A 20,476-nucleotide genomic window follows, 5' to 3' on the forward strand; every position below is an offset into this window, starting at 1 on the left:
CCTTAGGGCAGCGGGACATCCGTTGATTACCCAGAGCCCCGCCCCATGCCTTTGCTCGAAACACCCTTCGCCGGCCTCGACCTGATCCGTCAGCCCGAACAGCAGAACGAACCGCTGCAAGCTTTCGATGCCGCCGATGAATACCTGCTCAATCATCTGGCCGAACAGCAGCCAGCGTCGGACACCCGGGTATTGGTGCTCAATGACAGTTTCGGCGCGCTGGCCGCCAGCCTGGCGGGCAAGGTGAAGGTGGTCAGCAGCGGTGATTCGTTCCTGGCTTTCCAGGGTCTGGAAAAGAACCTGGTGCGCAACGGCCTGGCGTTTGATGCGGTGCCGAGCGTACCCGCCAGCGAAGCCCCTGCCGGTCCGTTCGACTGCGTGCTGATCCGCGTACCGAAAACCCTGGCCCTGTTGGAAGAACAACTGATCCGCCTGCAAGGCCAACTGACACCCGGCGCCCAAGTGGTTGCCGCGTCCATGATCAAGCATCTGCCCCGGGCGGCGGGCGACTTGCTGGAGCGTTACATCGGCCCCGTGCAAGCCTCGTTGGCGGTGAAGAAGGCCCGGCTATTGATTGCTACGGCTCAAGACAAAACGCCAGCGGTGTCGCCTTACCCAACGCGATACAGACTCGACGAACCGGCCATCGAACTGCTCAACCACGCCAATGTGTTTTGCCGCGAAGGCCTGGACATCGGCACCCGGGCATTTTTACCACACTTGCCAAAAAGCCTTGGCTCGGCGCGGGTCGCCGATCTCGGTTGTGGCAACGGCGTCCTGGCCATCGCCAGCGCCCTGCAAAACCCCGAGGCCCACTACACGCTGGTGGACGAGTCGTTCATGGCCGTGCAATCGGCCGCCGAAAACTGGCGCGCCGCCTTGGGTGAACGGGAAGTGATCGTGCGAGCCGGTGATGGCCTGGCCGGCCAGGAACCGCAATCGCTTGACGTCGTGCTATGCAATCCACCGTTTCACCAGCAACAAGTGGTGGGCGACTTCCTGGCCTGGCGGATGTTCCAGCAGGCCCGCGAAGCGCTGGTCGTCGGTGGCGCGCTGTACATCGTCGGCAATCGTCACCTGGGCTACCACAGCAAGCTGGCGCGATTGTTCCGTGGCGTCGAGCAAGTGGCGGCCAATCCGAAGTTCGTGATCCTCAAGGCGCGCAAGTAACAGGCAAAAAAAACCCTCCGGCCGGAGGGTCGTAAATCCGGGCCTTGAGGCCACGGGAGAGATGTCAGTGCGTGGTCAGGCCGGCCGCGTTCATGAACAGTCGCATCAGGCTGGCGACGATGAACAAGGCACCCACGCTGCCGACCCAGATCAGGGTCAACCAGCCGAGCCGCTGCCACAGCGGCTTTTTTTCGGCTTCTTCAATGTCGTGCAGGGAATGTTTGCCGTTCATTGATAAATCCTCCGATGTAGATCGATGGCGCCTGTCAGGACGCCATCGTCGGAACGCCGCCCGGAGCAAGCTCGCTCCCACAGGTTCGTGGTGCACAGGGCTAGTGATAGCCGTCTTCATGGGTGACCTTGCCGCGGAACACGTAGTAGCTCCAGAAGGTGTAGCCCAAGATGAACGGGATGATGAACAGCGTGCCCACCAGCATGAAGCCCTGGCTTTGCGGCGGCGCGGCGGCGTCCCAGATCGAGATCGACGGCGGAATGATGTTCGGCCACAAACTGATGCCCAAGCCGCTGTAACCGAGGAAGATCAGCACCAGGGTCAGCAGGAACGGCGTGTAATGCGCGTTGCGGGCCACGGCACGGATCAGGCCGTACATCGTCACCAGCACCAGAATCGGCACCGGCATGAACCAGAACAGGTTCGGCATGGTGAACCAGCGTGCGGCGATTTCTGTGTGGGCCAACGGGGTCCAGATGCTGACGATGCCGATCACCGCCAGCAGCACGAAGGCCAATGGCCGTGCCAGGTCATGCATCTGTTCCTGCAACTTGCCTTCGGTCTTCATGATCAACCAGGTGCAACCGAGCAACGCATACGCCACCACCAATGCCGCACCACAGAACATCGTGAACGGTGTCAGCCAGTCCAGTGAACCACCGGCGAACTGCCGATTGACCACCGGCAGCCCATCGATGAACGCGCCAAGCGCGACGCCCTGGAAGAATGTCGCGGTGACTGAGCCACCAATGAACGCCTTGTCCCACAGATGGCGCTTGTCGTCCCTGGCCTTGAAACGGAACTCGAAGGCCACACCGCGGAAGATCAGCCCGATCAACATCAGGATCAGCGGCAGGTACAACGCCGAGAGCACCACCGAATAGGCCAGCGGAAACGCGCCGAACAACGCCGCGCCCCCCAACACCAGCCAGGTCTCGTTGCCGTCCCAGACTGGGGCGACTGTGTTCATCATCACATCGCGATCCGTCTTGCCCGGAATGAACGGGAAGAGAATGCCGATGCCCAGGTCGAAACCGTCCATGACCACGTACATCATGACGCCGAAGATGATGATCACGGCCCAGATCAGCGGAAGATCAATACCCATGATTCAAATCTCCTTGGTCAGGCTGTGGCCGGCATCGGCGTGATCGTCGTCGGCGGCCGACAGCGGACGGGCCGGTGTGCGTTTCTGGCCGGGGCCTCCGTCGTTGGTTTCCTTGCCTTCGTCGATCTTCGGCCCCTTGCGCACCAGGCGCATCATGTAGCCAAGACCGGCGCCAAACAGCGCAAAATAAACCACGACAAACAGGATCAGGGTGATGCTCATCTGCATGAAGCTATGGTTGGACGACGCATCCGCCGTACGCATCAGGCCATAGACCACCCACGGCTGACGGCCGATTTCCGTGGTGAACCAGCCGGCGAGGATCGCGATCAGGCCGGACGGCCCCATCCATAGCGCCAGGTACAGGAACGGCCGCGAGGTGTAGAGGGTGTCGCGCTTGCGCAGCCACAGGCTCCACAAACCGGTGAAGATCATCAGGAAGCCCAGGCCCACCATGATCCGGAACGACCAGAACACGATGGTCGAATTCGGTCGGTCTTCAGGCGGGAACTCCTTGAGCGCCGGCACCTGTTTGTCCAGGGTGTGCGTGAGGATCAGGCTACCCAGGTACGGAATCTCGACAGCGAACTTGGTTTTCTCTTCTTTCATATCCGGCCAGCCGAACAGGATCAGCGGAGTCGCCTCGTTACCCTTGTTTTCCCAGTGGCCTTCGATCGCGGCGATTTTCGCTGGCTGATGCTCGAGCGTATTGAGACCGTGGAAGTCACCGATGACGGCCTGGATCGGCGCAACGATCAATGCCATCCACATGGCCATCGAGAGCATTTTGCGGATCGCCGGGTTGTCCTTGCCGCGCAGCAAATGCCAGGCCGCAGAGGAACCGACGAAGAAGGCCGTGGCGACGAACGCCGCCGTGGCCATGTGCATCAGGCGATACGGGAACGACGGGTTGAAGATAACCGCCAGCCAGTCGGTGGGTATGACCTGACCGTTGACGATCTCGAAGCCCTGCGGGGTCTGCATCCAGCTATTGGAAGCGAGAATCCAGAAGGTCGAGATCAACGTACCGATGGCCACCATCACGGTGGCGAAGAAGTGCAGGCCACGCCCGACCTTGTTCCAGCCAAACAGCATGACGCCCAGGAACCCGGCTTCGAGGAAGAATGCCGTGAGCACTTCATAGGTCAGCAACGGCCCGGTCACCGAACCGGCGAAGTCCGAGAAGCGGCTCCAGTTGGTGCCGAACTGATATGCCATCACCAGGCCGGAAACCACCCCCATGCCGAAGTTGACGGCAAAGATCTTCGACCAGAAATGGTAGAGGTCACGGTAGGTGTCGTTATGGGTTTTCAGCCACAGGCCTTCGAGTACTGCCAGGTAACTCGCCAGACCGATGGTGATGGCCGGAAACAGGATGTGGAACGAGATGGTGAACGCGAACTGAATTCGGGCGAGATCAAGTGCCTCTAAACCGAACATAAGTCTTCCTCTGTCAGGTAGTACGGCTGCTGGCTGGAAGCCTGCACCCACGGCCCCCACGGATATGGAGTGTGGCGAATCTCTGTTTGTTCTTTTTTTGCACGCATCACAACGCAGGGAGTCTGGCCTTGCGGCCGCCGGATCAATTCCTTTTGTGGGTTTTGATCTGGATCAATCAACGTTGAAAGAGTAGTCCCAATTTCGGGGATGAACCGCGTGGTCTTTTGCCGCGTGACAAGTTGCCTCACGGCTTTTGTCATCAGCAGCAACACATCTCTCCCACAAGGAAATCGATGTCTGGCTAACTAAATTTTTTGTCAAGGCAACTTTCTGTTACAGGTTGGTGATAATCTCGCCGTTCCCCTCTCCCCCAGATTTCCCCGCAGATGCCCAGCCAAGAGCCCTTGCTGTTACGTCGCCATCGCCCTTTTCTCGCGTTCTGGCTGGCCCGGGTATTTACCGCCAGCGGCTTCCAGATGCTCACCGTGGCCATCGGCTGGAACCTGTATCAATTGACCGGCAACGTGCTCGACCTGGGTCTGGTCGGCCTGGTCGAGTTCGCCCCGCGCGTGCTGTTCATGTTGCACACCGGGCACGTCGCCGACCGCTATGACCGGCGCAAGGTCGCGGCGATCTGCCAGTTCCTGCAAGCATTGATCGCCCTGTCGTTGGCCATCGGCAGCGCGACTGATCATGTCACCCGGGAAATGATCTTCATCCTGGCCTTCCTGCTCGGGGCCGCTCGTTCCTTTGAAATGCCGACCACCCAGGCCCTGCTGCCAAGCATCGTGCCCAGTGCGCTGTTTCCCCGTGCGGTGGCCGCCGCGCAATCGGCCCAGCAATCGGCCACCATCGTCGCCCCCGCCCTCGGCGGTTTGCTCTACGCCTTCGGCAGCGTCTGGGTGTATGGCCCGACGGTGCTTTTGTATGTCATCGCCTGTTCGCTGATGCTCAACCTGCCGGCCCGGCAAACCCCGCTGAACAAGGGCAAGGCCACTCTGGACTCCTTGCTGGCGGGCATTCGCTTTATCCGCAGTCGTCCGGACATTCTCGGGGCGATCTCCCTCGATCTGTTCGCGGTGCTATTAGGTGGTGCGACGGCGCTGCTGCCGGTGTTCGCCAAAGACATTCTGCTGACCGGCCCGTGGGGACTGGGCCTGTTGCGCTCGGCACCGGCAGTGGGTGCGCTGCTGATGTCGCTGTTCCTGGCGCGGTTTGCAGTGGAGCGCAACGTCGGGCGGGTGATGTTCACGGCCGTAGGCATCTTCGGCGTGGCAACCATCGCCTTCGGCCTGTCGACCTCATTCTGGTTCTCCCTGGCGGTGCTGGTGGTATTGGGCGCGGCAGACATGATCAGCATGGTGATCCGCGCCTCGTTCGTTCAACTGGAAACCCCGGACGAAATGCGCGGCCGGGTCAGCGCCGTGAATGGTCTGTTCATTGGTGCCTCGAATCAATTGGGCGAATTCGAATCGGGCCTGACCGCCCACTGGTTCGGCACAGTGCCAGCCGTGGTCATGGGTGGGATCGGCACGCTGGTGGTAACCGGGGCGTGGGTCAAACTGTTCCCGACACTGGCCAGCCGCGATCGCATGCATGTGGCTAAAGATGAAGAGAAGGAAAAAGCGAAAGTCTAAGCAGGCTAAACCAACAACTCCCCCGCCACCGCCGCACGTGTGGCTTTTCCGCAGAGTTGTTCCACCAGCGCCAGGGCAAATGCCAACGCGGCAGCCGAGCCCTGGGCGGTGATGCAGTTGCCATCGACCACTACCGGTTGATCGACGAAGTTACAGCCCAACAGTTGATGGCTGGCCGATGGCAGACAGGTCATGCGCCGTTGACGCAATACGCCAAAGGCCTGCAGTGCCACGGCGGGCGCTTCGGCGATACCGGCGAACAGGCGACCGGCTGCCGCCTGATCCTTGATCAATTGTTGCAGGGGGTGGTGTGCTGCCAAGTGCTGCGAACCCACCGCACCACCCGGCAAGGCGATCAGGTCGAAGGGCTGCGCCAGCAAGTCTACCAGCATCGCATCGGACGTCAGGCGAGTGCCGCGGGCGCAGGTGAGCATGCGCCGCCCTTCGATACTGGCCACCACCACTTCTATTTTGGCGCGGCGCAGCACGTCGATCAGGGTCACGGTTTGCAGGTCATCGGTGCCCTCGGCGAGGGCAATCAAGGCTCTAAAGGTCATCAGGTATTGTCCACGGAATGATCTTTTAAGCGTAGTCAGCTTTCCCGACCCTTGTTCGAGGCGTGTGTTTACTTGATGTAAAGCTGCGTCGACATCGTGTTGCCGGGCGCGTTGATCGAGGTATTGCTGAAGGTCAGTGTGCCTTCCTGCTTGCCCGCCAGATCGAGGGCGTACAAATAGCCGACGGTTTTTTCCCCGGGGGTGCAACTGGTCAGGTTGCCATTCTTGAACGCGCAAACCGGTGTCCGTGTACCGTTCACCTCGAAACCGTCGAGGGCGACATGGGCCTCACGCCCGTAACCCACTTCCAGCACATGCACCGTGATGTTCGGGCCATTGTGATCGCAACGCGTCCGTGTTTGCCCTTCGTCGATGTTCTCGACACCACAGGACGGCGACGCGACTTTGAGTACCTTCAATTGCGTCAGCGGCGGGGCCGAGGCCGCCACGGTCGTTTGAGCCCCGAGAAACAACGCCATCCATACACCGAAGGCGGCAACCAGACGCTTTTTCATGCAGGACCCATCCCCCCCAAAAAACCAGCGCGCAGTATGGCGCACTTGGCTTTGTCGCAAAACATCGACGACGATCACCGCCAAAGCAGCCATATTCCCAAGCTACTGGTATGATGCGCGGCTTTTTCCGGCCCACAGTAATTTCCAGGCGCGTTCTGCTGCCTGTGCTTTGCTGTTGAGGTCGATACATTCACGGCGCCCGGCGCGCCACGGGGAGCAGACATGCTGGAAAGGCTGTTTCAACTCAAGGCACACAACACCAACGTGCGGACCGAGATTCTGGCGGGCGTCACGACCTTTTTGGCCATGGCCTACATTCTGTTCGTCAACCCGAGCATCCTCGGCGAGACCGGCATGGACAAGGGCGCGGTGTTCGTCGCCACCTGCCTGGCCGCCGCCATCGGCTCCACGATCATGGGCCTGATCGCCAACTACCCGATCGCCCTTGCTCCGGGCATGGGCCTGAACGCCTTCTTCACCTACACCGTGGTCCTGCACATGGGCCATACCTGGCAAGTGGCGCTGGGTGCGGTGTTCATCTCGGCGGTGTGCTTCTTCCTGCTGTCGATCTTCCGCATCCGTGAATGGATCATCAACAGCATCCCGCTGCCGCTGCGCTCGGCGATTGCCGCCGGTATCGGCCTGTTCCTGGCACTGATCGCCCTGCACAACGCCGGTATCGTGGTCAGCAACCCGGCGACCATGGTCGGCCTCGGTGACCTGAAACAACCGGCTCCGATCCTCGCCACCCTCGGTTTTGCCCTGATCGTCGCCCTCGAAGCCCTTGCCGTACGCGGTGCGGTGCTGATCGGTATTCTGGTGGTAACTATCGTTTCCATCGTCATGGGCTTCACCCCGTTCGGTGGCGTGATGTCGATGCCACCGTCCCTGGCCCCGACCTTCCTGCAACTGGACATCAAGGGTGCGCTGGACATCGGTCTGGTCAGCGTGATCTTCGCCTTCCTGTTCGTCGACCTGTTCGACAACTCCGGCACCCTGATCGGTGTGGCCAAGCGCGCCGGCCTGATGCGCAAAGACGGCCATATGCCGAAAATGGGCCGCGCGCTGATCGCCGACAGCACCGCTGCCATGGCCGGCTCCCTGCTGGGCACCTCGACCACTACCAGCTATATCGAATCTGCCGCTGGCGTGAGTGCCGGCGGCCGCACCGGCCTGACCGCCGTCGTGGTGGCGATCCTGTTCCTGCTGGCGCTGTTCTTCTCGCCACTGGCCGCCAGCGTTCCGGCCTTCGCCACCGCACCGGCACTGCTGTTCGTCGCCGTGCTGATGACATCCGGCCTGGCCGAAATAGACTGGGACGACATTACCGTCGCCGCGCCGGTGGTGATCACCGCGCTGGCAATGCCGTTCACTTACTCCATCGCCAATGGCATCGCCTTCGGTTTCATTTCCTGGACCGCCATCAAGCTGATGTCCGGTCGTGGCCGTGAGCTGAACCCGGCGCTGGTGATCCTGTCGATTCTGTTCGTGATCAAGCTGGGTTGGTTCAACGCATGACTTTTGATTCCCAGGCCTACGCCGTTCAGCTCGAAGAAAAGGTCACGCGTCTGCGTGACCTGCTGGCCCCCTTCGATGCGCCCGAGCCAGCCGTTTTCGATTCGCCGCTGAAAAACTTCCGCCTGCGCGCCGAGTTCCGCCTGTGGCGCGAGGCCGGCGAGCGTCACTATGCGATGTTTTCCCAGGAAGACAAACGCACGCCGATCCTGATCGAGGAGTTCCCGATCGCCAGCCTGCGCATCAACCAGTTGATGCCGCAGCTGAAGGCAGCGTGGCAAGCCAGTGCGCCCCTGAGCCACAAGCTGTTCCAGGTGGAGTTCCTGACCACTCTGGCCGGCGACGCGATGATCACCCTGTGCTATCACCGCCCGCTGGACGAGCACTGGCATACGGCGGCGTCGAAGCTGGCGACGGACCTGAACGTCAGCATCATCGGCCGCTCCAAGGGCAAACGCGAAGTTATCGGTCACGATTACGTGGTCGAGAAGCTGGAGGTCGGCGGTCGCACCTTCAGCTATCGCCAGCCTGAAGGCGCGTTCACCCAGCCCAACGGCACGGTGAACCAGAAGATGCTCAACTGGGCATACGATGCGCTTGGCGATCGCTCCGATGATTTGCTGGAGCTGTATTGCGGCAACGGCAACTTCACCCTGCCCCTCGCCACCCGCGTGCGCAAAGTGCTGGCCACCGAAATCAGCAAGACTTCGGTCAACGCGGCCTTGAGCAATCTCAGCGAAAACGCTGTGGATAACGTCACCCTGGTGCGTTTGTCCGCTGAAGAGCTGACCGAAGCCCTGAATGAAGTGCGTCCGTTCCGCCGCCTGCATGGCATCGACCTCAAGAGCTACGAGTTCGGTAGCGTGTTCGTCGACCCGCCCCGTGCCGGCATGGACCCGGACACCTGCGAGCTGACCCGGCGCTTCGACAACATCCTGTACATCTCCTGCAATCCGGAGACCCTGGCAGCCAACATCGCCCAACTGCACGACACCCACCGCATCACCCGATGCGCGATGTTCGACCAGTTCCCGTGGACCCATCACATGGAATCCGGGGTAATGTTGACCCGGCGCTGACTGCAACCGCGCCCACAAAAAAGCCGTCATGACGACGGCTTTTTTGTGGGTACTTACAAGACAACATCGACCTTGCGCGGGCGCCCGCCTTTCCTGCCGTTGGCCCGCGCGGCTTCAGACTTTGCGGCGCTGCTCTGGCGACCATTGCGCGAAGCGACGACCGAGGCCGCCATGGCCATCAGCGGCTTGCTCGCAGAAATCATCCCGGCGATAGATACATGCAAGTCCTTGCCTTCATGGCACAGGGCAGTACCCGAATAGCCGACAGTCAGACTGGCGAAGTCCCCGCCCTCAAAATCATCGAACTCCGGATAGTTGGCCACGGGCAACAATACGCCGCTGCCGTCTTCGAAGCTGACGGCCAGACAGGGGGCCTGGTAGGTAACCGCTGTCGCTTGCAGGCTACTTTTTCTACGTAGTTCGCCACGTTCAATGGCTTTGTCCAGGCTACTTTCCGTAACGGGACTATCGGCCTGAACCTTGGCTTTTATCGTTTTCATAACTCGATCTCCACACTTTCCTGTGCACCTATCAGGGACAGCATCGTCTTGTTCGATTCAGGTTCGTAACAAGCCGATCCAATCATATTGGTGGTACTGACGACCCTTTTCACCACAACGACTTCGTTGCTTTGCCAGTCCCACAATTGATTATCAAGACAAGCCGTTTGTAACTTTCGCCACCAGATGCCCCGGGCGCGCCGCAAATGGGCAGGTTGCTGGAGCGATTGGCGCAATCCCTCGAGTACCGCCAACGGTGGCCGACGCGAAAGCGGAACAACATCCCAGAGCTCGACACCGTTGTGCCAAAAGCTGAACCTGAATCTCGCACTCCACGTACCCGCCTCCACATGCGCATGAGGCGGACAATGCTCGTCTCGCAACATGATCACGACCGACAGTCCTTTGTAATTGCATACCTTCATGCTAACCCATCCGTTAGGTTAATGAATCCGAGGATTCGACATTCTCTGGAAAACCCGACCACTGGCATTGGCCGTAGAATCATTTCTTGCGTCCTCAGACTAGCGTCCATGCGTTACCCGGCCCTGCGGAACACCGCGCGCAATGGTAAGAAATCCTTTCATTACGGCGCTGGCACCTGATAAATACTGATCCAGTTTCTTCATTTGATCCCCGGTGTCATCAATCATGCAGCGACAATTCGACGATCTTCAGTTGGGCAGCATTGAGCTGTTTTGCCTGGCCGCCGAGGCCGGCAGTTTTACTGCCGCGGCGCTGGTGGCGGGTGTCACCCCCGCTGCCGTGAGCCGTTCAGTGTCGCGCATGGAAGAACGCCTGGGCGTGCGCCTGTTCGCGCGCACCACCCGCAGCGTGAAGCTGACCGACAGTGGTCGCCGCTACTACGAGGAGTGTCGCCAGGCCTTGGCGCAACTGGTCGAGGCCCAGCGCGAGGTAATGGGCCAGCAGCAAGTGCCGTCCGGTACCTTGCGCATCAGTATTCCGACCACCTACGCGCATCATCGAGTCCTGCCTTTGTTGCCCGAATTTCGGGCGCGCTATCCAGCGGTGAAGGTCGAGTCGCACATCAGCAATCGCAACATCGATTTCGTCGGCGAAGGCTACGACATGGCGATTCGCGTGCGAGCCATCCCGGATTCCGGCCTGATCGCCCGGCAGTTGGAAGATGCCGCCCTGGTGCTGATCGCCAGCCCCGACTACCTGAAACGGGCCGGTACTCTGCAAACCCTCGACGATCTCGAAAACCACGAATGCATTCAGTACGAATTGCCCAGCAGCGGCCGGCGCATTGCCTGGTTGTTCAACGATGAAGGCGTGCCCCGGGAGATTCTGGCCGAGGGCAGCCTCAGTTGTTCCGACGATGTGCTGGGCGGTGTCACCTTGGCCAAACACGGGGCGGGGTTGTTTCAGACCTATCGTTTTATCGTGGAAAAGGAACTGGCCGACGGCTCGTTGGTGGAAGTGCTCAAGCCCTATGGCGGGCGGTCGCGGCCGTTTACCTTGCTGTATCCACAAAGTCGCCATGTACCGCTGCGCTTGAGGGCGTTTATCGATTTCCTCGTGGAGCACCTGCCGCGCTGATCTGCGAAAGTGTCCGATCACCGCCCACAAACAGCCAGTGCGTCGTCACTTCAATTGACCAAATTAACTAGTTAGTACAATTTATCTCCACAGGCTGAAGTCCTCGGCCGATTCCAAAAATAATAAGTGGAGAGATTCCGATGTCCCCTATCGTTCTGGTGCTCAACGGCCCGAACCTGAACCTGCTCGGCACCCGTGAACCGGCGACTTACGGCCACGAAACCCTGGCAGACATTTCGGTCATGTGCGCACGTACCGCCGAAGAATTCGGCCTGGCAGTGGAGTTTCGCCAGACCAACCATGAAGGCGAATTGCTCGACTGGATTCACGCCGCCCGCGGTCGCTGCGCCGGGATCGTCATCAACCCTGCCGCGTGGACCCACACATCCGTTGCGATCCGCGACGCCCTGGTCGCCAGCGAACTGCCGGTGATCGAAGTCCACCTGTCCAACGTGCACGCCCGCGAACCCTTCCGCCACCATTCCTTCGTTTCAGCCATTGCCACCGCCGTGCTGGCCGGTTTCGGCAGCCATGGCTATCGCCTGGCTCTGGAGCATTTCAGTCAACGTTTGAAGGGGTGATCGCCGTGACTCATAACCACGTGGTACTGGCCGGGCTGATCGGCGCCGGCATCCAGGCTTCCCGCACACCGGCCTTGCACGAGCATGAAGGCGATGCCCAGGGGCTGCGCTACCTCTATCGCCTGATTGATCTTGATCAGTTGAAACTCGACAGCAACGCCTTGCCAGACCTGTTGATGGCTGCCGAGCGCATGAACTTCACCGGGCTGAACATCACCTTTCCATGCAAGCAGGCGATCATCCCGCTGCTCGACGAACTCTCGCCGGAGGCCCGCGGCATCGGTGCGGTCAACACGGTGGTGCTCAAGGATGGCAAACGCATCGGCCACAACACCGATTGCCTGGGTTTTGCCGAGGGTTTTCGCCGGGGCTTGAAGGGCGTTGCCGTTGAACGTGTCGTACAGATGGGCGCCGGCGGCGCAGGTGCGGCGGTGGCCCACGCGTTGTTGAGCGAAGGCGTACAACAACTGAGCATTTTTGACGTGGACATCCGCCGCGCCCAGGATCTGGCTGACAATCTCAATCAGCATTTCGGCGTCGCTCGGGCGGTGGCCGGGTATGACCTGCCCAGCGCCATGGCCCAGGCTGACGGTTTGGTGAACACCACGCCGATGGGCATGAAAAAGCTGCCGGGCATGCCGGTGCCGGTCGAGCTGCTACGGGCCGAATTGTGGGTAGCGGAGATCGTCTACTTCCCACTGGAAACCGAACTGCTGCGCAACGCCCGCGCCCTCGGTTGCCGGACGCTGGACGGCGGCAACATGGCGGTGTTTCAGGCGGTGAAGGCGTTCGAGTTGTTCAGCGGCGTGGTACCGGATGCCCAGCGGATGCTTGAGCATTTCCAGAGCATGAATGACTGAATGAGTGAAGTGAGGGGGCAATCCCCTCACCCCGCCTCAGACTTGCAGGTACCGCAGGACCGACTCGCAAATCATCTCGCGATGACGCTGCTTGATGCGCTCGTCCGGCAGGTCGATCTGAAAAATCTCACCAAAGGTGTGGCGGTTCGAGACGCGATAGAAGCAGAACGAACTGATCAGCAGGTGCACATCCAGCGGATCAAGACCGGTACGGAACAGCCCCTGCTCGACGCCGCGGCGCAGAATCTCGCCCAGTGAATCGAGGATAGTGTTGTTCATCGCCTTGATCGCATCGGAGCGCTTCACGTACTCGGCGTTGTGAATGTTCTCGATGCTGACGATGCGCACGAAATCGACATTGCGATCATGGTGATCGAAGGTGAACTCCACCAGCCGCCGAATGGCTTCGACCGGCGCCAGCTCCGCCAGGTGCAGGCGATTTTCGGTGTTGCGGATATCGCCGTAGAGTTTCTCCAGTACCTCGACGTAGAGCTGCTCCTTACTGCCGAAGTAGTAATAGATCATGCGCTTGGAGGTGTGGATGCGCTCGGCGATGGCATCGACGCGAGCCCCCGAAAGCCCCTGCTGGACGAATTCGACAATCGCCTCCTGCAGGATGTTTTCACGGGTCTTTTCCGGGTTGTTCTTGCGACTCTTGCGCGGCTCGGCACCAGGTTCTACGGAGGCTGCGGGGAGTTCTGAGGTCATTGTCATTGCGGGCTCACGGCCATCACTGCACAGGCTGGCGATTATGGGCCGCGCGGCACGGTGAAGGAAGCCGCGCGGCCCACGTTTAATCCCGCGTTTACGAATTTCCTACAACTTCGCCTGGCGCAATGCGCCGCTACGGGATTTGGCCATGGCCGCCAGGCGCACCGCGACGTTGGCCGCGCCGTAGCCGGCATAACCGTTTTTACGCTGGATGATCTCGAAGAAGAATCTCCCTTCGAAAGGCTCGGTGTACACATGAAACAGTTCACCGCCCTGGGCATCGCGGTCGTATAACACGTTGTAATAGGCCAGTTCGCTGAGGAACTCGTCGTCGAAATCGAATCGCGCCGCCAGGTCATCGTAGTAGTTGAGCGGGATATCCAACAGCGGCACGCCCGCCTCCTTTGCACGGCTGACCTGGGCAAAGATGTCATCACAATCAAACGCGATGTGATGCACACCGGAGCCGCGATAACTCGACAGCGCGTGTGAGATCGCGGTGTTGCGGTTCTCGGAAATGTTCAGTGGCAGACGGATCGAACTGTCCCGGCTGCGCAAGGCACGGCTCTTCACCAGACCGTAAGGGTCCGGCAGCACGACTTCATCGTCCGCCTCGAAATCCAGCAGGCTCTTATAGAACAGCACCCAGCTGTCGAGGCTGTCGGCCGGCAGCGCCATGGCCATGTGGTCGATGCGCTTGAGGCCACCGCTGACCGGCGCATCCGCCAGCAGATTGAAGTCGGTGCCGTAGACGTCGGCATCCTGGTCCACCAGATAGATCAGGCTGCCATCCGGGGCACGCACCGCCGCCAGTTCCAGTTCATTGGGACCCACCAGCCCGCGATAAGGCTGGCCCTTGTAGGCCACAGCTCGAGCCAGCGCACTGGCGCTATCCTTGACCCTCACGGCGGTCGCGCACAACGAAGGGCCGTGCGCCTCGAAGAAACTGTGACCGAAGGAGTAAGGTTCGGAGTTGAGGATCAGGTTGATATCGCCCTGACGCATCAGGCTGACGCTCTTGGAACGATGCTGCCCGGCCTTGACGAAACCCAGTCGCTCAAGCCAATGGGCGAGCTTGGCGCCGAGGCTTTCGTCCACGGCAAACTCCAGGAACTCGATGCCGTTGTACTCGCTGGCCTTGGGCGTTTCGAACAGAATCTCGGGGTTACCTGCAGGCTTGGCTTCCTGCGCCAGGCGCTCGCGGGTTTTCTCTTCCAGATACAGCAACGAACGCAAGCCGTCGGCGGCGTTGGCCCGTGGCGGAGCGGCGCGGAAACCGTCGTTGAAAATCTCCAGCGACAAAGGCCCGGTGTAGCCGCTCTTGATGATCGGCGCGAGGAACCCCGGCAAGTCGAATTCACCCTGGCCCGGGAAGCAGCGAAAATGCCGGCTCCACTCCAGTACGTCCATGGCCAGGATCGGCGCGTCAGCCATTTGCACGAAGAAAATCTTGTCCCCGGGAATCTCGGCGATAGCGCTTGGATCACCCTTGAGCGACAAGGTGTGAAAGCTGTCCAGCAACACGCCAAGGCTTGGATGATCGGCCTGACGCACGATGTTCCACACCTGTTGCCAGGTGTTCACATGCCGGCCCCAGGCCAGCGCTTCGTAACCGATGCGCAGGCCACGTGCTCCGGCGTGCTCAGCCAGCAGTCGCAAGTCGTCGACCAGAATCTGCTCATCGCCAATGGACTCGGCCGAGGCGTTGCTGCACACCAGCACTAGGTCAGTGCCCAGTTCCTGCATCAGGTCGAACTTGCGCTCGGCGCGTTCCAGGTTGCGTGAAAGGCGATCGCGGCGGCAGCCTTCGAAATCGCGGAACGGTTGAAACAGGGTGATGGCGATCCCGAGATCGGCGCACATCTGTTTAATTTCCCGCGGACTGCCGTCGTAGTAGAGAAGGTCGTTCTCGAAAATCTCGACGCCGTCGAAACCGGCGGCGGCAATGGCTTCGAGTTTTTCCGGCAGGGTACCGCTCAAGGATACGGTGGCAATGGAACGCTGCATGTTTCGGCTCCCGGTGGAGGCTTCGGCTACAGGGAATTTGCGCCGCTTTTAAAAGAGTGAACCGATTATTGAGCCGGTCGGTGCATTGAGCAATTTAAAGTGTACTACCCAGTTAGTTTTGCGTGCGATTATCGAACACAATGGCCGATAGCGAATTGACGATTTTTTGTTCACTGCGCAACATCAACACCACATTGGGTCCGGTCTTGAAATCGTCGGCCCCGGTCAACAAAACCCAGAACACCACATAAAAATTTCAAAAAACGGGTATACGCTCATGCGCTCATTCAACGCCTTGCTCACTCGCTCCACCGTCATTACGCCTTGCCTGGCGTCCATCCGAACCCCGCGCACCACCGGCACAACCGTGCCCGCTCGCTGAATATCCCGTCAGCCGACGAACACAGCCGATCAGCCCTTTCGCGTACGTCGCGACAGACCGATTGATCACGCGCCCTTGAAGTCACGACGAGCCCCGCTTGTCAGTCATTGAACGGATGGCACACATGATTCCTTCTCAAAGCTCTCGCATGGCACCTGCCATGAGCACCGCCACCGGCGGTATCGGCGACAAGATTCGCGGCGCCATGGCAGTCGGCAAAACCCGTTGGGGCATGCTGGCACTGGTGTTTTTCGCCACTACCCTGAACTACATCGACCGCGCCGCCCTGGGCGTGATGCAGCCGATCCTGGCCAAGGAAATGAGCTGGACGGCGATGGACTACGCCAACATCAACTTCTGGTTCCAGGTCGGTTACGCCATCGGCTTCGTGCTGCAAGGCCGCTTGATCGACCGGGTCGGCGTCAAGCGCGTGTTCTTCTGCGCGGTGCTGCTCTGGAGCCTGGCGACCGGCGCCCACGGCCTGGCCACTTCGGCGGTCGGCTTCATGGTCTGCCGCTTCATCCTCGGCCTGACCGAAGCAGCCAACTACCCGGCCTGTGTGAAAACCACCCGCCTGTGGTTCCCGGCCGGCGAGCGCGCCGTGGCCACCGGCATTTTCAACGCCGGCACCAACGTCGGTGCGATGTTCACTCCGATGCTGCTGCCACTGATCCTGCACGTCTGGGGCTGGCAGGCCGCGTTCCTGTGCATGTCGGCACTGGGCGGGATCTGGCTGGTGCTCTGGGGCCTGAAGTACTTCAACCCGGAAGACCACCCGAGCGTCAAACAGTCGGAGCTGGACTACATCCAGAACGAAGTCGAACCGGAACAAACCCGCGTACCGTTCTCGAAAATCCTGCGCATGCGTGGCACCTGGGCCTTCGCCCTCGCCTACTCGATGACGGCGCCGGTGTTCTGGTTCTATCTGTACTGGCTGCCGCCGTTCCTCAACCAGCAATACAACCTGGGCATCAACGTCACCCAGATGGGTATCCCGCTGATCATCATCTACCTCACTGCCGACTTCGGTAGCGTTGGCGGCGGCATCCTCTCCTCGTTCCTGATCGGTCGCGGCGTCAACCCGATCAAGGCGCGACTGATGTCCATGTTCCTGTTTGCCTGCTGCATCATCGGCGTGATCATGGCGGCCGGCTCCAGCAACCTGTGGGTCGCGGTAGCCGCCATCTCCCTGGCCATCGGCGCACACCAGGCCTGGACCGCGAACATCTGGAGCCTGGTGATGGACTACACGCCCAAGCACATGATGAGTACGGTGTTCGGTTTCGGCGGCATGTGTGCGGCGATTGGCGGGATGTTCATGACCCAACTGGTCGGCCACATCCTGACCGTCACCAACAACAACTACACCGTGCTGTTCACCATCATTCCGGCGATGTACTTCATTGCGCTGACCTGGATGTACTTCATGGCACCGCGCAAGATTCCGAAAGTAGAAGACTGATGTTCCCTCGGCGCAGGCCCGATCTCGGGTCTGCGCTTTTTTTTGCCTGCGTTTTGCCGCAGCTTAGCGGCGGCTTTGCTGCCAGGCCGCTGCCAACCCGCTGCAGCAAATCACGGCAATACCGAGCACGGTGGTCAGTGTCGGTGTATGGGAAAACAGCAGCCAGCCCAGCAGGCCGGCGAAGATAATCTGGCAATAGCTGAACGGCGCCAGCAGTGCCGGTGCCGCGAGGCGGAAAGCCTGGGTCAGGAACAGGTGAGCCGTCATCCCGCAGGCCCCCAGCGCCAGCATCATCGCACCATGCATCAGGTTCGGCGTCTGCCAGAAGAACGGCACCAGCGCACTCATCACCAGCGTGTTGCACAAGCCTGCAAAGAAGTTGCTGGTGGTCGGGCTGTCGATCTCGCTGAGCTTGCGCGTCAGCAGTTGATAGAAGCAGAAAAACAGCGCCGAGCAGAACGGCAGCAACACCGCCGGGGTAAACAGATCACCCCCGGGGTGAACGATGATCAGCACCCCGCTAAAACCGAAAATCACTGCCAGCCATTGCCCCCGCGTCACGCGCTCGCCAAGCAGCGGTACCGACAATGCGGTGACCAGTACCGGAGCGAGGAAGTTGACCGACGTGGCCTCGGCCAGCGGGATGTACATCAGCCCCGTGGTGAAAAACAGACTGGTGCCCAGCAGGCACAGCGCCCGGATCACCTGCAGTAATGGCCGTTTGGTACGCAGCACCCGTAGCCCGGACTGCGGCAGGAAAATCCCGGCCATCAGCAAGGTGTGAACCACGTAACGCGCCCAGACCACCATGACAATGGGATAGAAACCGGAGAGGTATTTGGAAAAGGCGTCGTGGCTGGAAAACAGGAAGGTTGCGACAACGATCAGCAGGATCCCTTTGAAGGGCTGATTGACGCCGGAAAGCGGGGTGCTGACGGTCATTGGGTTTCCTTACTTGAAGTCAAAAGCATCACATGTAGGAGCGAGCTTGCTCGCGATGGTCGTCAACGATGATGATGGCAGCCTGGACAAACACGGCGCCCTCACGTCCATCGCGAGCAAGCTCGCTCCTACAAGCGAAAGGTGCGCAGCACCGATTAGAGCCGCGCCAACAATTCCCGGGTTTTATCCAGCGCCATCTGCGCCCGGTTCAATCCACTCACGCCCTGCTCCAGCAACTGCACCGTGGGAATCTCCAGGCTCAATGGAATGTCAGCCGGCAAACCGCGCAACAACCCCGGCAGGTCACAATCGCCATCGCCGGGGAAACGCCGTTCGTTACGCGCCTGACGCAAGATCTCCGCCATGTCGGCCGGCCGTGGTCCTGCGACGTCACACAACTGTGCATACCGTAACCGTGAGGGGGCAACTTTGACCAGTTCTTCCAACCGCGATCCAGAGCGATCGAAGTGAAAGGCGTCGACCAATACGCCGCCGTTTTCACGCCCGGCGTTTTCCACGATACGTGTGGCTTGTTGAAGATTGCGCGCATCGGTCCAGGGCATGAACTCCAAGTGCGGGTGCAGCCCATAGGCTGCCGCCAGATCACAGAGCTCGGCAAAGCGCTGCGTCAGCCGCTGTTCGTCAGGATCGTTACCGGCCACCAGCAACTCACTGGCGCCGAACTCGGCACCCACTGCGAGGATTTTCTCGAAATCGGCGACGACTGTTTCCGGCTTGAGCCGCAGGATTTCGACGTCCAGCACCCGAATACCGGTATCGCGCAGACGCGCCAGGGTCTGGCGCCGCAATTCGTGGTCGGCCACCAAGGCAAAATGGTGCTCCTCTGGGGTCGCTGGTACCAGACGCAAGCCGACATGGCTGTAACCGGCCCGCGCGGCGACCTCGACCATATCGGGTGGCGACAACTCCAGCACGGTCAGGCTGGCCAGGGAGAAGATACGCTCGCTCATGCTCAACCCTCGATCAAGGATGGCGCGCAGGCGCGCCCGGTTTCGGCGGCTTCGCGGATGGCTTCGATCAGCGCCAACGTACGCGCGGCATCGGCGGCACTCACCAGCGGCTCGACCTCCCGGCGCGCAACTCGCACGAAGTGCTGCAACTGCAAACGCAGGGCTTCATCGGCACTGAAGCTTTCCTGGGTTGCCAGCAACGATTGATGCCAGCCGCCATCGACTTCGTTGTAGTGCCAGCGTTTTAGCTGCGGAATGCTCAGCGCCCCACCTGTCCCGGCCAGCAAGTAGCACGGTTGATCAGGATGACGCGGATACACCGGGTTTTCCCCCGAATCCAGCTCCCAGCTCCAGGGCGCAGCCACCGCATCGGAGCCGGTCAGGCTGCCCAGTGCACCGTTGTCGAATTGCAGCAGTACTGCCGCGCAATCTTCGTTGGCAAACCCGCGAATGGCATTGCTGGTGATGGCCTGAACCTGACGCACTTCACCGCACAAATGCCGCAGCAGATCGAGGTCGTGGATCAGGTTGGTCAACAACATCCCCGCACCGGCCTCGCGGCGCCACGGTGTTTCAAAATAGCTGTCGGGCTTGCGCAACTGCCAGAGCGCCGTGACCGTGGTCAACCGACCCAATGTGCCGCTGTGGATAAGTTCGTGGGCGCGGACGATCAGCGGATTGTGCCGGCGGTGATGTCCGACCAGTACCGGAACGCCACTCGCCTTCGAGGCAGCCACCAGTTCTCTGGCTTCATCCAGGTGCACGCCCACCGGTTTTTCCAGCAATACCGGCACGCCGGCCGCGAGGCAATCCAGAGCCGTGCTGACGTGCTGCGTGTTCGGGTTGGCGATTATCACGGCGTCCGGCTTCGCCTGCTCCAGCATCTGACGATGATCGGCGAAACAGGCTACGCCCCATTGAGCCGCAAGACTGGCCGCCTGCGGTCCGGGATCGGCCACGGCGCACAACGTCGCTTCAGTCAGGGATTGCAGATGCTGGTAGTGCTGCTGGCCCATGTTGCCAGCACCGATCAGGGCGATGCGAAGTGGCGGATTCAAGATGCGGTCCTCTTGTGAGTGTTATTGGAGCGATGAACTCCAATAATTTAGAACCTGGTTCCAGATTCTTACACAGACCCATCCTGAAAGTGTTCGAACAGCGAACAGCTTCTCAAGCTGAACGCTGTTCAAAATGTGGGAGCGGGCTTGCTCGCGAATGCGGTGTGTCATGCGATCTGGATGGCG

At 60.4% G+C, this 20,476-nt stretch carries 21 protein-coding genes; 8 read left to right on the top strand and 13 right to left on the bottom strand.

The features are described 5' to 3' along the window. Positions 1 to 45 precede the first annotated feature (45 nt). Positions 46 to 1,170: a methyltransferase gene (locus AC3ITY_RS28660; protein ID WP_489306286.1), complete on the top strand. Its 1,125-nt coding sequence runs from the start codon at positions 46 to 48 to the stop codon at positions 1,168 to 1,170. A gap of 64 nt (positions 1,171 to 1,234) precedes the next feature. Here AC3ITY_RS28660 and AC3ITY_RS28665 read toward each other — a convergent pair whose 3' ends face one another. The 4 genes from AC3ITY_RS28665 to AC3ITY_RS28680 form a co-directional block, all read right to left on the bottom strand. Next, positions 1,235 to 1,402, bottom strand: coding sequence for a DUF2474 domain-containing protein (locus tag AC3ITY_RS28665; protein WP_489306287.1), 168 nt, complete (start codon positions 1,400 to 1,402; stop codon positions 1,235 to 1,237). Between the two features lie 100 nt (positions 1,403 to 1,502). Beyond that, positions 1,503 to 2,510 (bottom strand): cytochrome d ubiquinol oxidase subunit II, encoded by a 1,008-nt coding sequence (gene cydB, locus AC3ITY_RS28670; protein ID WP_046041748.1) that lies wholly within the window; start codon positions 2,508 to 2,510, stop codon positions 1,503 to 1,505. 3 nt (positions 2,511 to 2,513) lie between these two features. Next, a complete protein-coding gene (locus AC3ITY_RS28675; protein WP_489306288.1) occupies positions 2,514 to 3,950 on the bottom strand; it encodes a cytochrome ubiquinol oxidase subunit I in 1,437 nt (478 codons plus the stop codon). Beyond that, the gene (locus tag AC3ITY_RS28680; protein ID WP_489306289.1) at positions 3,938 to 4,219 is read right to left on the bottom strand and encodes a hypothetical protein; all 282 of its coding nucleotides are present in this window, start codon (positions 4,217 to 4,219) and stop codon (positions 3,938 to 3,940) included. Before AC3ITY_RS28680 ends, AC3ITY_RS28675 begins: the two co-directional genes overlap by 13 nt. A gap of 117 nt (positions 4,220 to 4,336) precedes the next feature. On the opposite strand from AC3ITY_RS28680, the gene AC3ITY_RS28685 reads away from it, so the two are divergent. Then, entirely contained in the window at positions 4,337 to 5,587 is a 1,251-nt protein-coding gene (locus AC3ITY_RS28685; RefSeq protein WP_489306290.1) for an MFS transporter, read from the top strand. 5 nt (positions 5,588 to 5,592) lie between these two features. Here the strand turns inward: AC3ITY_RS28685 and AC3ITY_RS28690 are convergent, their stop codons facing one another. Then, positions 5,593 to 6,144, bottom strand: coding sequence for a DJ-1 family glyoxalase III (locus AC3ITY_RS28690; RefSeq protein WP_489306291.1), 552 nt, complete (start codon positions 6,142 to 6,144; stop codon positions 5,593 to 5,595). A gap of 68 nt (positions 6,145 to 6,212) precedes the next feature. Then, complete coding sequence (locus tag AC3ITY_RS28695; RefSeq protein ID WP_489306292.1) at positions 6,213 to 6,659, bottom strand: DUF4879 domain-containing protein; 447 nt, start codon at positions 6,657 to 6,659, stop codon at positions 6,213 to 6,215. Between the two features lie 222 nt (positions 6,660 to 6,881). Between AC3ITY_RS28695 and AC3ITY_RS28700 the strand changes: the two genes are divergently transcribed. Together AC3ITY_RS28700 and trmA are read left to right on the top strand one after the other, a co-directional pair. Then, positions 6,882 to 8,177, top strand: coding sequence for an NCS2 family permease (locus AC3ITY_RS28700; protein WP_489306294.1), 1,296 nt, complete (start codon positions 6,882 to 6,884; stop codon positions 8,175 to 8,177). Beyond that, entirely contained in the window at positions 8,174 to 9,253 is a 1,080-nt protein-coding gene (trmA, locus tag AC3ITY_RS28705; RefSeq protein WP_489306295.1) for a tRNA (uridine(54)-C5)-methyltransferase TrmA, read from the top strand. The genes AC3ITY_RS28700 and trmA overlap by 4 nt, the downstream gene beginning before the upstream one ends. Before the next feature lie 53 nt (positions 9,254 to 9,306). On the opposite strand, the gene AC3ITY_RS28710 is transcribed toward trmA, so the two are convergent. Beyond that, a complete protein-coding gene (locus AC3ITY_RS28710; protein WP_489306297.1) occupies positions 9,307 to 9,753 on the bottom strand; it encodes a DUF2442 domain-containing protein in 447 nt (148 codons plus the stop codon). After that, positions 9,750 to 10,178: a DUF4160 domain-containing protein gene (locus tag AC3ITY_RS28715; RefSeq protein WP_489306298.1), complete on the bottom strand. Its 429-nt coding sequence runs from the start codon at positions 10,176 to 10,178 to the stop codon at positions 9,750 to 9,752. The genes AC3ITY_RS28710 and AC3ITY_RS28715 overlap by 4 nt, the downstream gene beginning before the upstream one ends. 226 nt (positions 10,179 to 10,404) lie before the next feature. Here AC3ITY_RS28715 and AC3ITY_RS28720 point away from each other — a divergent pair, with 226 nt between their 5' ends. From AC3ITY_RS28720 to AC3ITY_RS28730, 3 genes are all read left to right on the top strand, one after another. Beyond that, a complete protein-coding gene (locus AC3ITY_RS28720; RefSeq protein WP_489306299.1) occupies positions 10,405 to 11,316 on the top strand; it encodes a LysR family transcriptional regulator in 912 nt (303 codons plus the stop codon). Positions 11,317 to 11,456: 140 nt separating this feature from the next. Then, the gene (gene aroQ, locus AC3ITY_RS28725; protein ID WP_489306301.1) at positions 11,457 to 11,897 is read left to right on the top strand and encodes a type II 3-dehydroquinate dehydratase; all 441 of its coding nucleotides are present in this window, start codon (positions 11,457 to 11,459) and stop codon (positions 11,895 to 11,897) included. Between the two features lie 5 nt (positions 11,898 to 11,902). Then, positions 11,903 to 12,757: a shikimate dehydrogenase gene (locus tag AC3ITY_RS28730; RefSeq protein ID WP_489306302.1), complete on the top strand. Its 855-nt coding sequence runs from the start codon at positions 11,903 to 11,905 to the stop codon at positions 12,755 to 12,757. 36 nt (positions 12,758 to 12,793) lie between these two features. Here AC3ITY_RS28730 and AC3ITY_RS28735 read toward each other — a convergent pair whose 3' ends face one another. Beyond that, positions 12,794 to 13,471 carry a TetR/AcrR family transcriptional regulator gene (locus tag AC3ITY_RS28735; protein ID WP_489306303.1) on the bottom strand — a complete coding sequence of 226 codons (678 nt, stop codon included), beginning with the start codon at positions 13,469 to 13,471 and terminating at the stop codon, positions 12,794 to 12,796. A 102-nt stretch (positions 13,472 to 13,573) separates the two neighbouring features. Then, complete coding sequence (gene quiC, locus AC3ITY_RS28740; protein ID WP_489306304.1) at positions 13,574 to 15,475, bottom strand: 3-dehydroshikimate dehydratase QuiC; 1,902 nt, start codon at positions 15,473 to 15,475, stop codon at positions 13,574 to 13,576. 506 nt (positions 15,476 to 15,981) lie between these two features. Between quiC and AC3ITY_RS28745 the strand changes: the two genes are divergently transcribed. Continuing rightward, positions 15,982 to 17,319 carry an MFS transporter gene (locus AC3ITY_RS28745; protein WP_489306305.1) on the top strand — a complete coding sequence of 446 codons (1,338 nt, stop codon included), beginning with the start codon at positions 15,982 to 15,984 and terminating at the stop codon, positions 17,317 to 17,319. A gap of 63 nt (positions 17,320 to 17,382) precedes the next feature. Here AC3ITY_RS28745 and AC3ITY_RS28750 read toward each other — a convergent pair whose 3' ends face one another. The 3 genes from AC3ITY_RS28750 to AC3ITY_RS28760 form a co-directional block, all read right to left on the bottom strand. Further along, complete coding sequence (locus AC3ITY_RS28750) at positions 17,383 to 18,261, bottom strand: DMT family transporter (RefSeq protein ID WP_489306306.1); 879 nt, start codon at positions 18,259 to 18,261, stop codon at positions 17,383 to 17,385. A 155-nt stretch (positions 18,262 to 18,416) separates the two neighbouring features. Continuing rightward, on the bottom strand, positions 18,417 to 19,232 hold the full coding sequence (locus AC3ITY_RS28755) for a sugar phosphate isomerase/epimerase family protein (RefSeq protein WP_489306307.1): 816 nt from the start codon (positions 19,230 to 19,232) through the stop codon (positions 18,417 to 18,419). A gap of 2 nt (positions 19,233 to 19,234) precedes the next feature. Then, positions 19,235 to 20,290: a Gfo/Idh/MocA family protein gene (locus tag AC3ITY_RS28760; RefSeq protein WP_489306308.1), complete on the bottom strand. Its 1,056-nt coding sequence runs from the start codon at positions 20,288 to 20,290 to the stop codon at positions 19,235 to 19,237. Positions 20,291 to 20,476 lie beyond the last annotated feature (186 nt).

It is taken from the genome of Pseudomonas sp. GL_091 (assembly GCF_057837725.1).

Coding starts and splice junctions, on each gene's coding strand:
- AC3ITY_RS28710 (WP_489306297.1), bottom strand. CDS start 9,753: ATGAAAACGATAAAAGCCAAGGTTCAGGCCGATAGTCCCGTTACGGAA.
- AC3ITY_RS28745 (WP_489306305.1), top strand. CDS start 15,982: ATGATTCCTTCTCAAAGCTCTCGCATGGCACCTGCCATGAGCACCGCC.
- AC3ITY_RS28695 (WP_489306292.1), bottom strand. CDS start 6,659: ATGAAAAAGCGTCTGGTTGCCGCCTTCGGTGTATGGATGGCGTTGTTT.
- AC3ITY_RS28700 (WP_489306294.1), top strand. CDS start 6,882: ATGCTGGAAAGGCTGTTTCAACTCAAGGCACACAACACCAACGTGCGG.
- AC3ITY_RS28755 (WP_489306307.1), bottom strand. CDS start 19,232: ATGAGCGAGCGTATCTTCTCCCTGGCCAGCCTGACCGTGCTGGAGTTG.
- AC3ITY_RS28660 (WP_489306286.1), top strand. CDS start 46: ATGCCTTTGCTCGAAACACCCTTCGCCGGCCTCGACCTGATCCGTCAG.
- AC3ITY_RS28690 (WP_489306291.1), bottom strand. CDS start 6,144: ATGACCTTTAGAGCCTTGATTGCCCTCGCCGAGGGCACCGATGACCTG.
- AC3ITY_RS28685 (WP_489306290.1), top strand. CDS start 4,337: ATGCCCAGCCAAGAGCCCTTGCTGTTACGTCGCCATCGCCCTTTTCTC.
- AC3ITY_RS28675 (WP_489306288.1), bottom strand. CDS start 3,950: ATGTTCGGTTTAGAGGCACTTGATCTCGCCCGAATTCAGTTCGCGTTC.
- AC3ITY_RS28665 (WP_489306287.1), bottom strand. CDS start 1,402: ATGAACGGCAAACATTCCCTGCACGACATTGAAGAAGCCGAAAAAAAG.
- AC3ITY_RS28750 (WP_489306306.1), bottom strand. CDS start 18,261: ATGACCGTCAGCACCCCGCTTTCCGGCGTCAATCAGCCCTTCAAAGGG.
- trmA (WP_489306295.1), top strand. CDS start 8,174: ATGACTTTTGATTCCCAGGCCTACGCCGTTCAGCTCGAAGAAAAGGTC.
- aroQ (WP_489306301.1), top strand. CDS start 11,457: ATGTCCCCTATCGTTCTGGTGCTCAACGGCCCGAACCTGAACCTGCTC.
- quiC (WP_489306304.1), bottom strand. CDS start 15,475: ATGCAGCGTTCCATTGCCACCGTATCCTTGAGCGGTACCCTGCCGGAA.
- AC3ITY_RS28735 (WP_489306303.1), bottom strand. CDS start 13,471: ATGACAATGACCTCAGAACTCCCCGCAGCCTCCGTAGAACCTGGTGCC.
- AC3ITY_RS28720 (WP_489306299.1), top strand. CDS start 10,405: ATGCAGCGACAATTCGACGATCTTCAGTTGGGCAGCATTGAGCTGTTT.
- AC3ITY_RS28715 (WP_489306298.1), bottom strand. CDS start 10,178: ATGAAGGTATGCAATTACAAAGGACTGTCGGTCGTGATCATGTTGCGA.
- cydB (WP_046041748.1), bottom strand. CDS start 2,510: ATGGGTATTGATCTTCCGCTGATCTGGGCCGTGATCATCATCTTCGGC.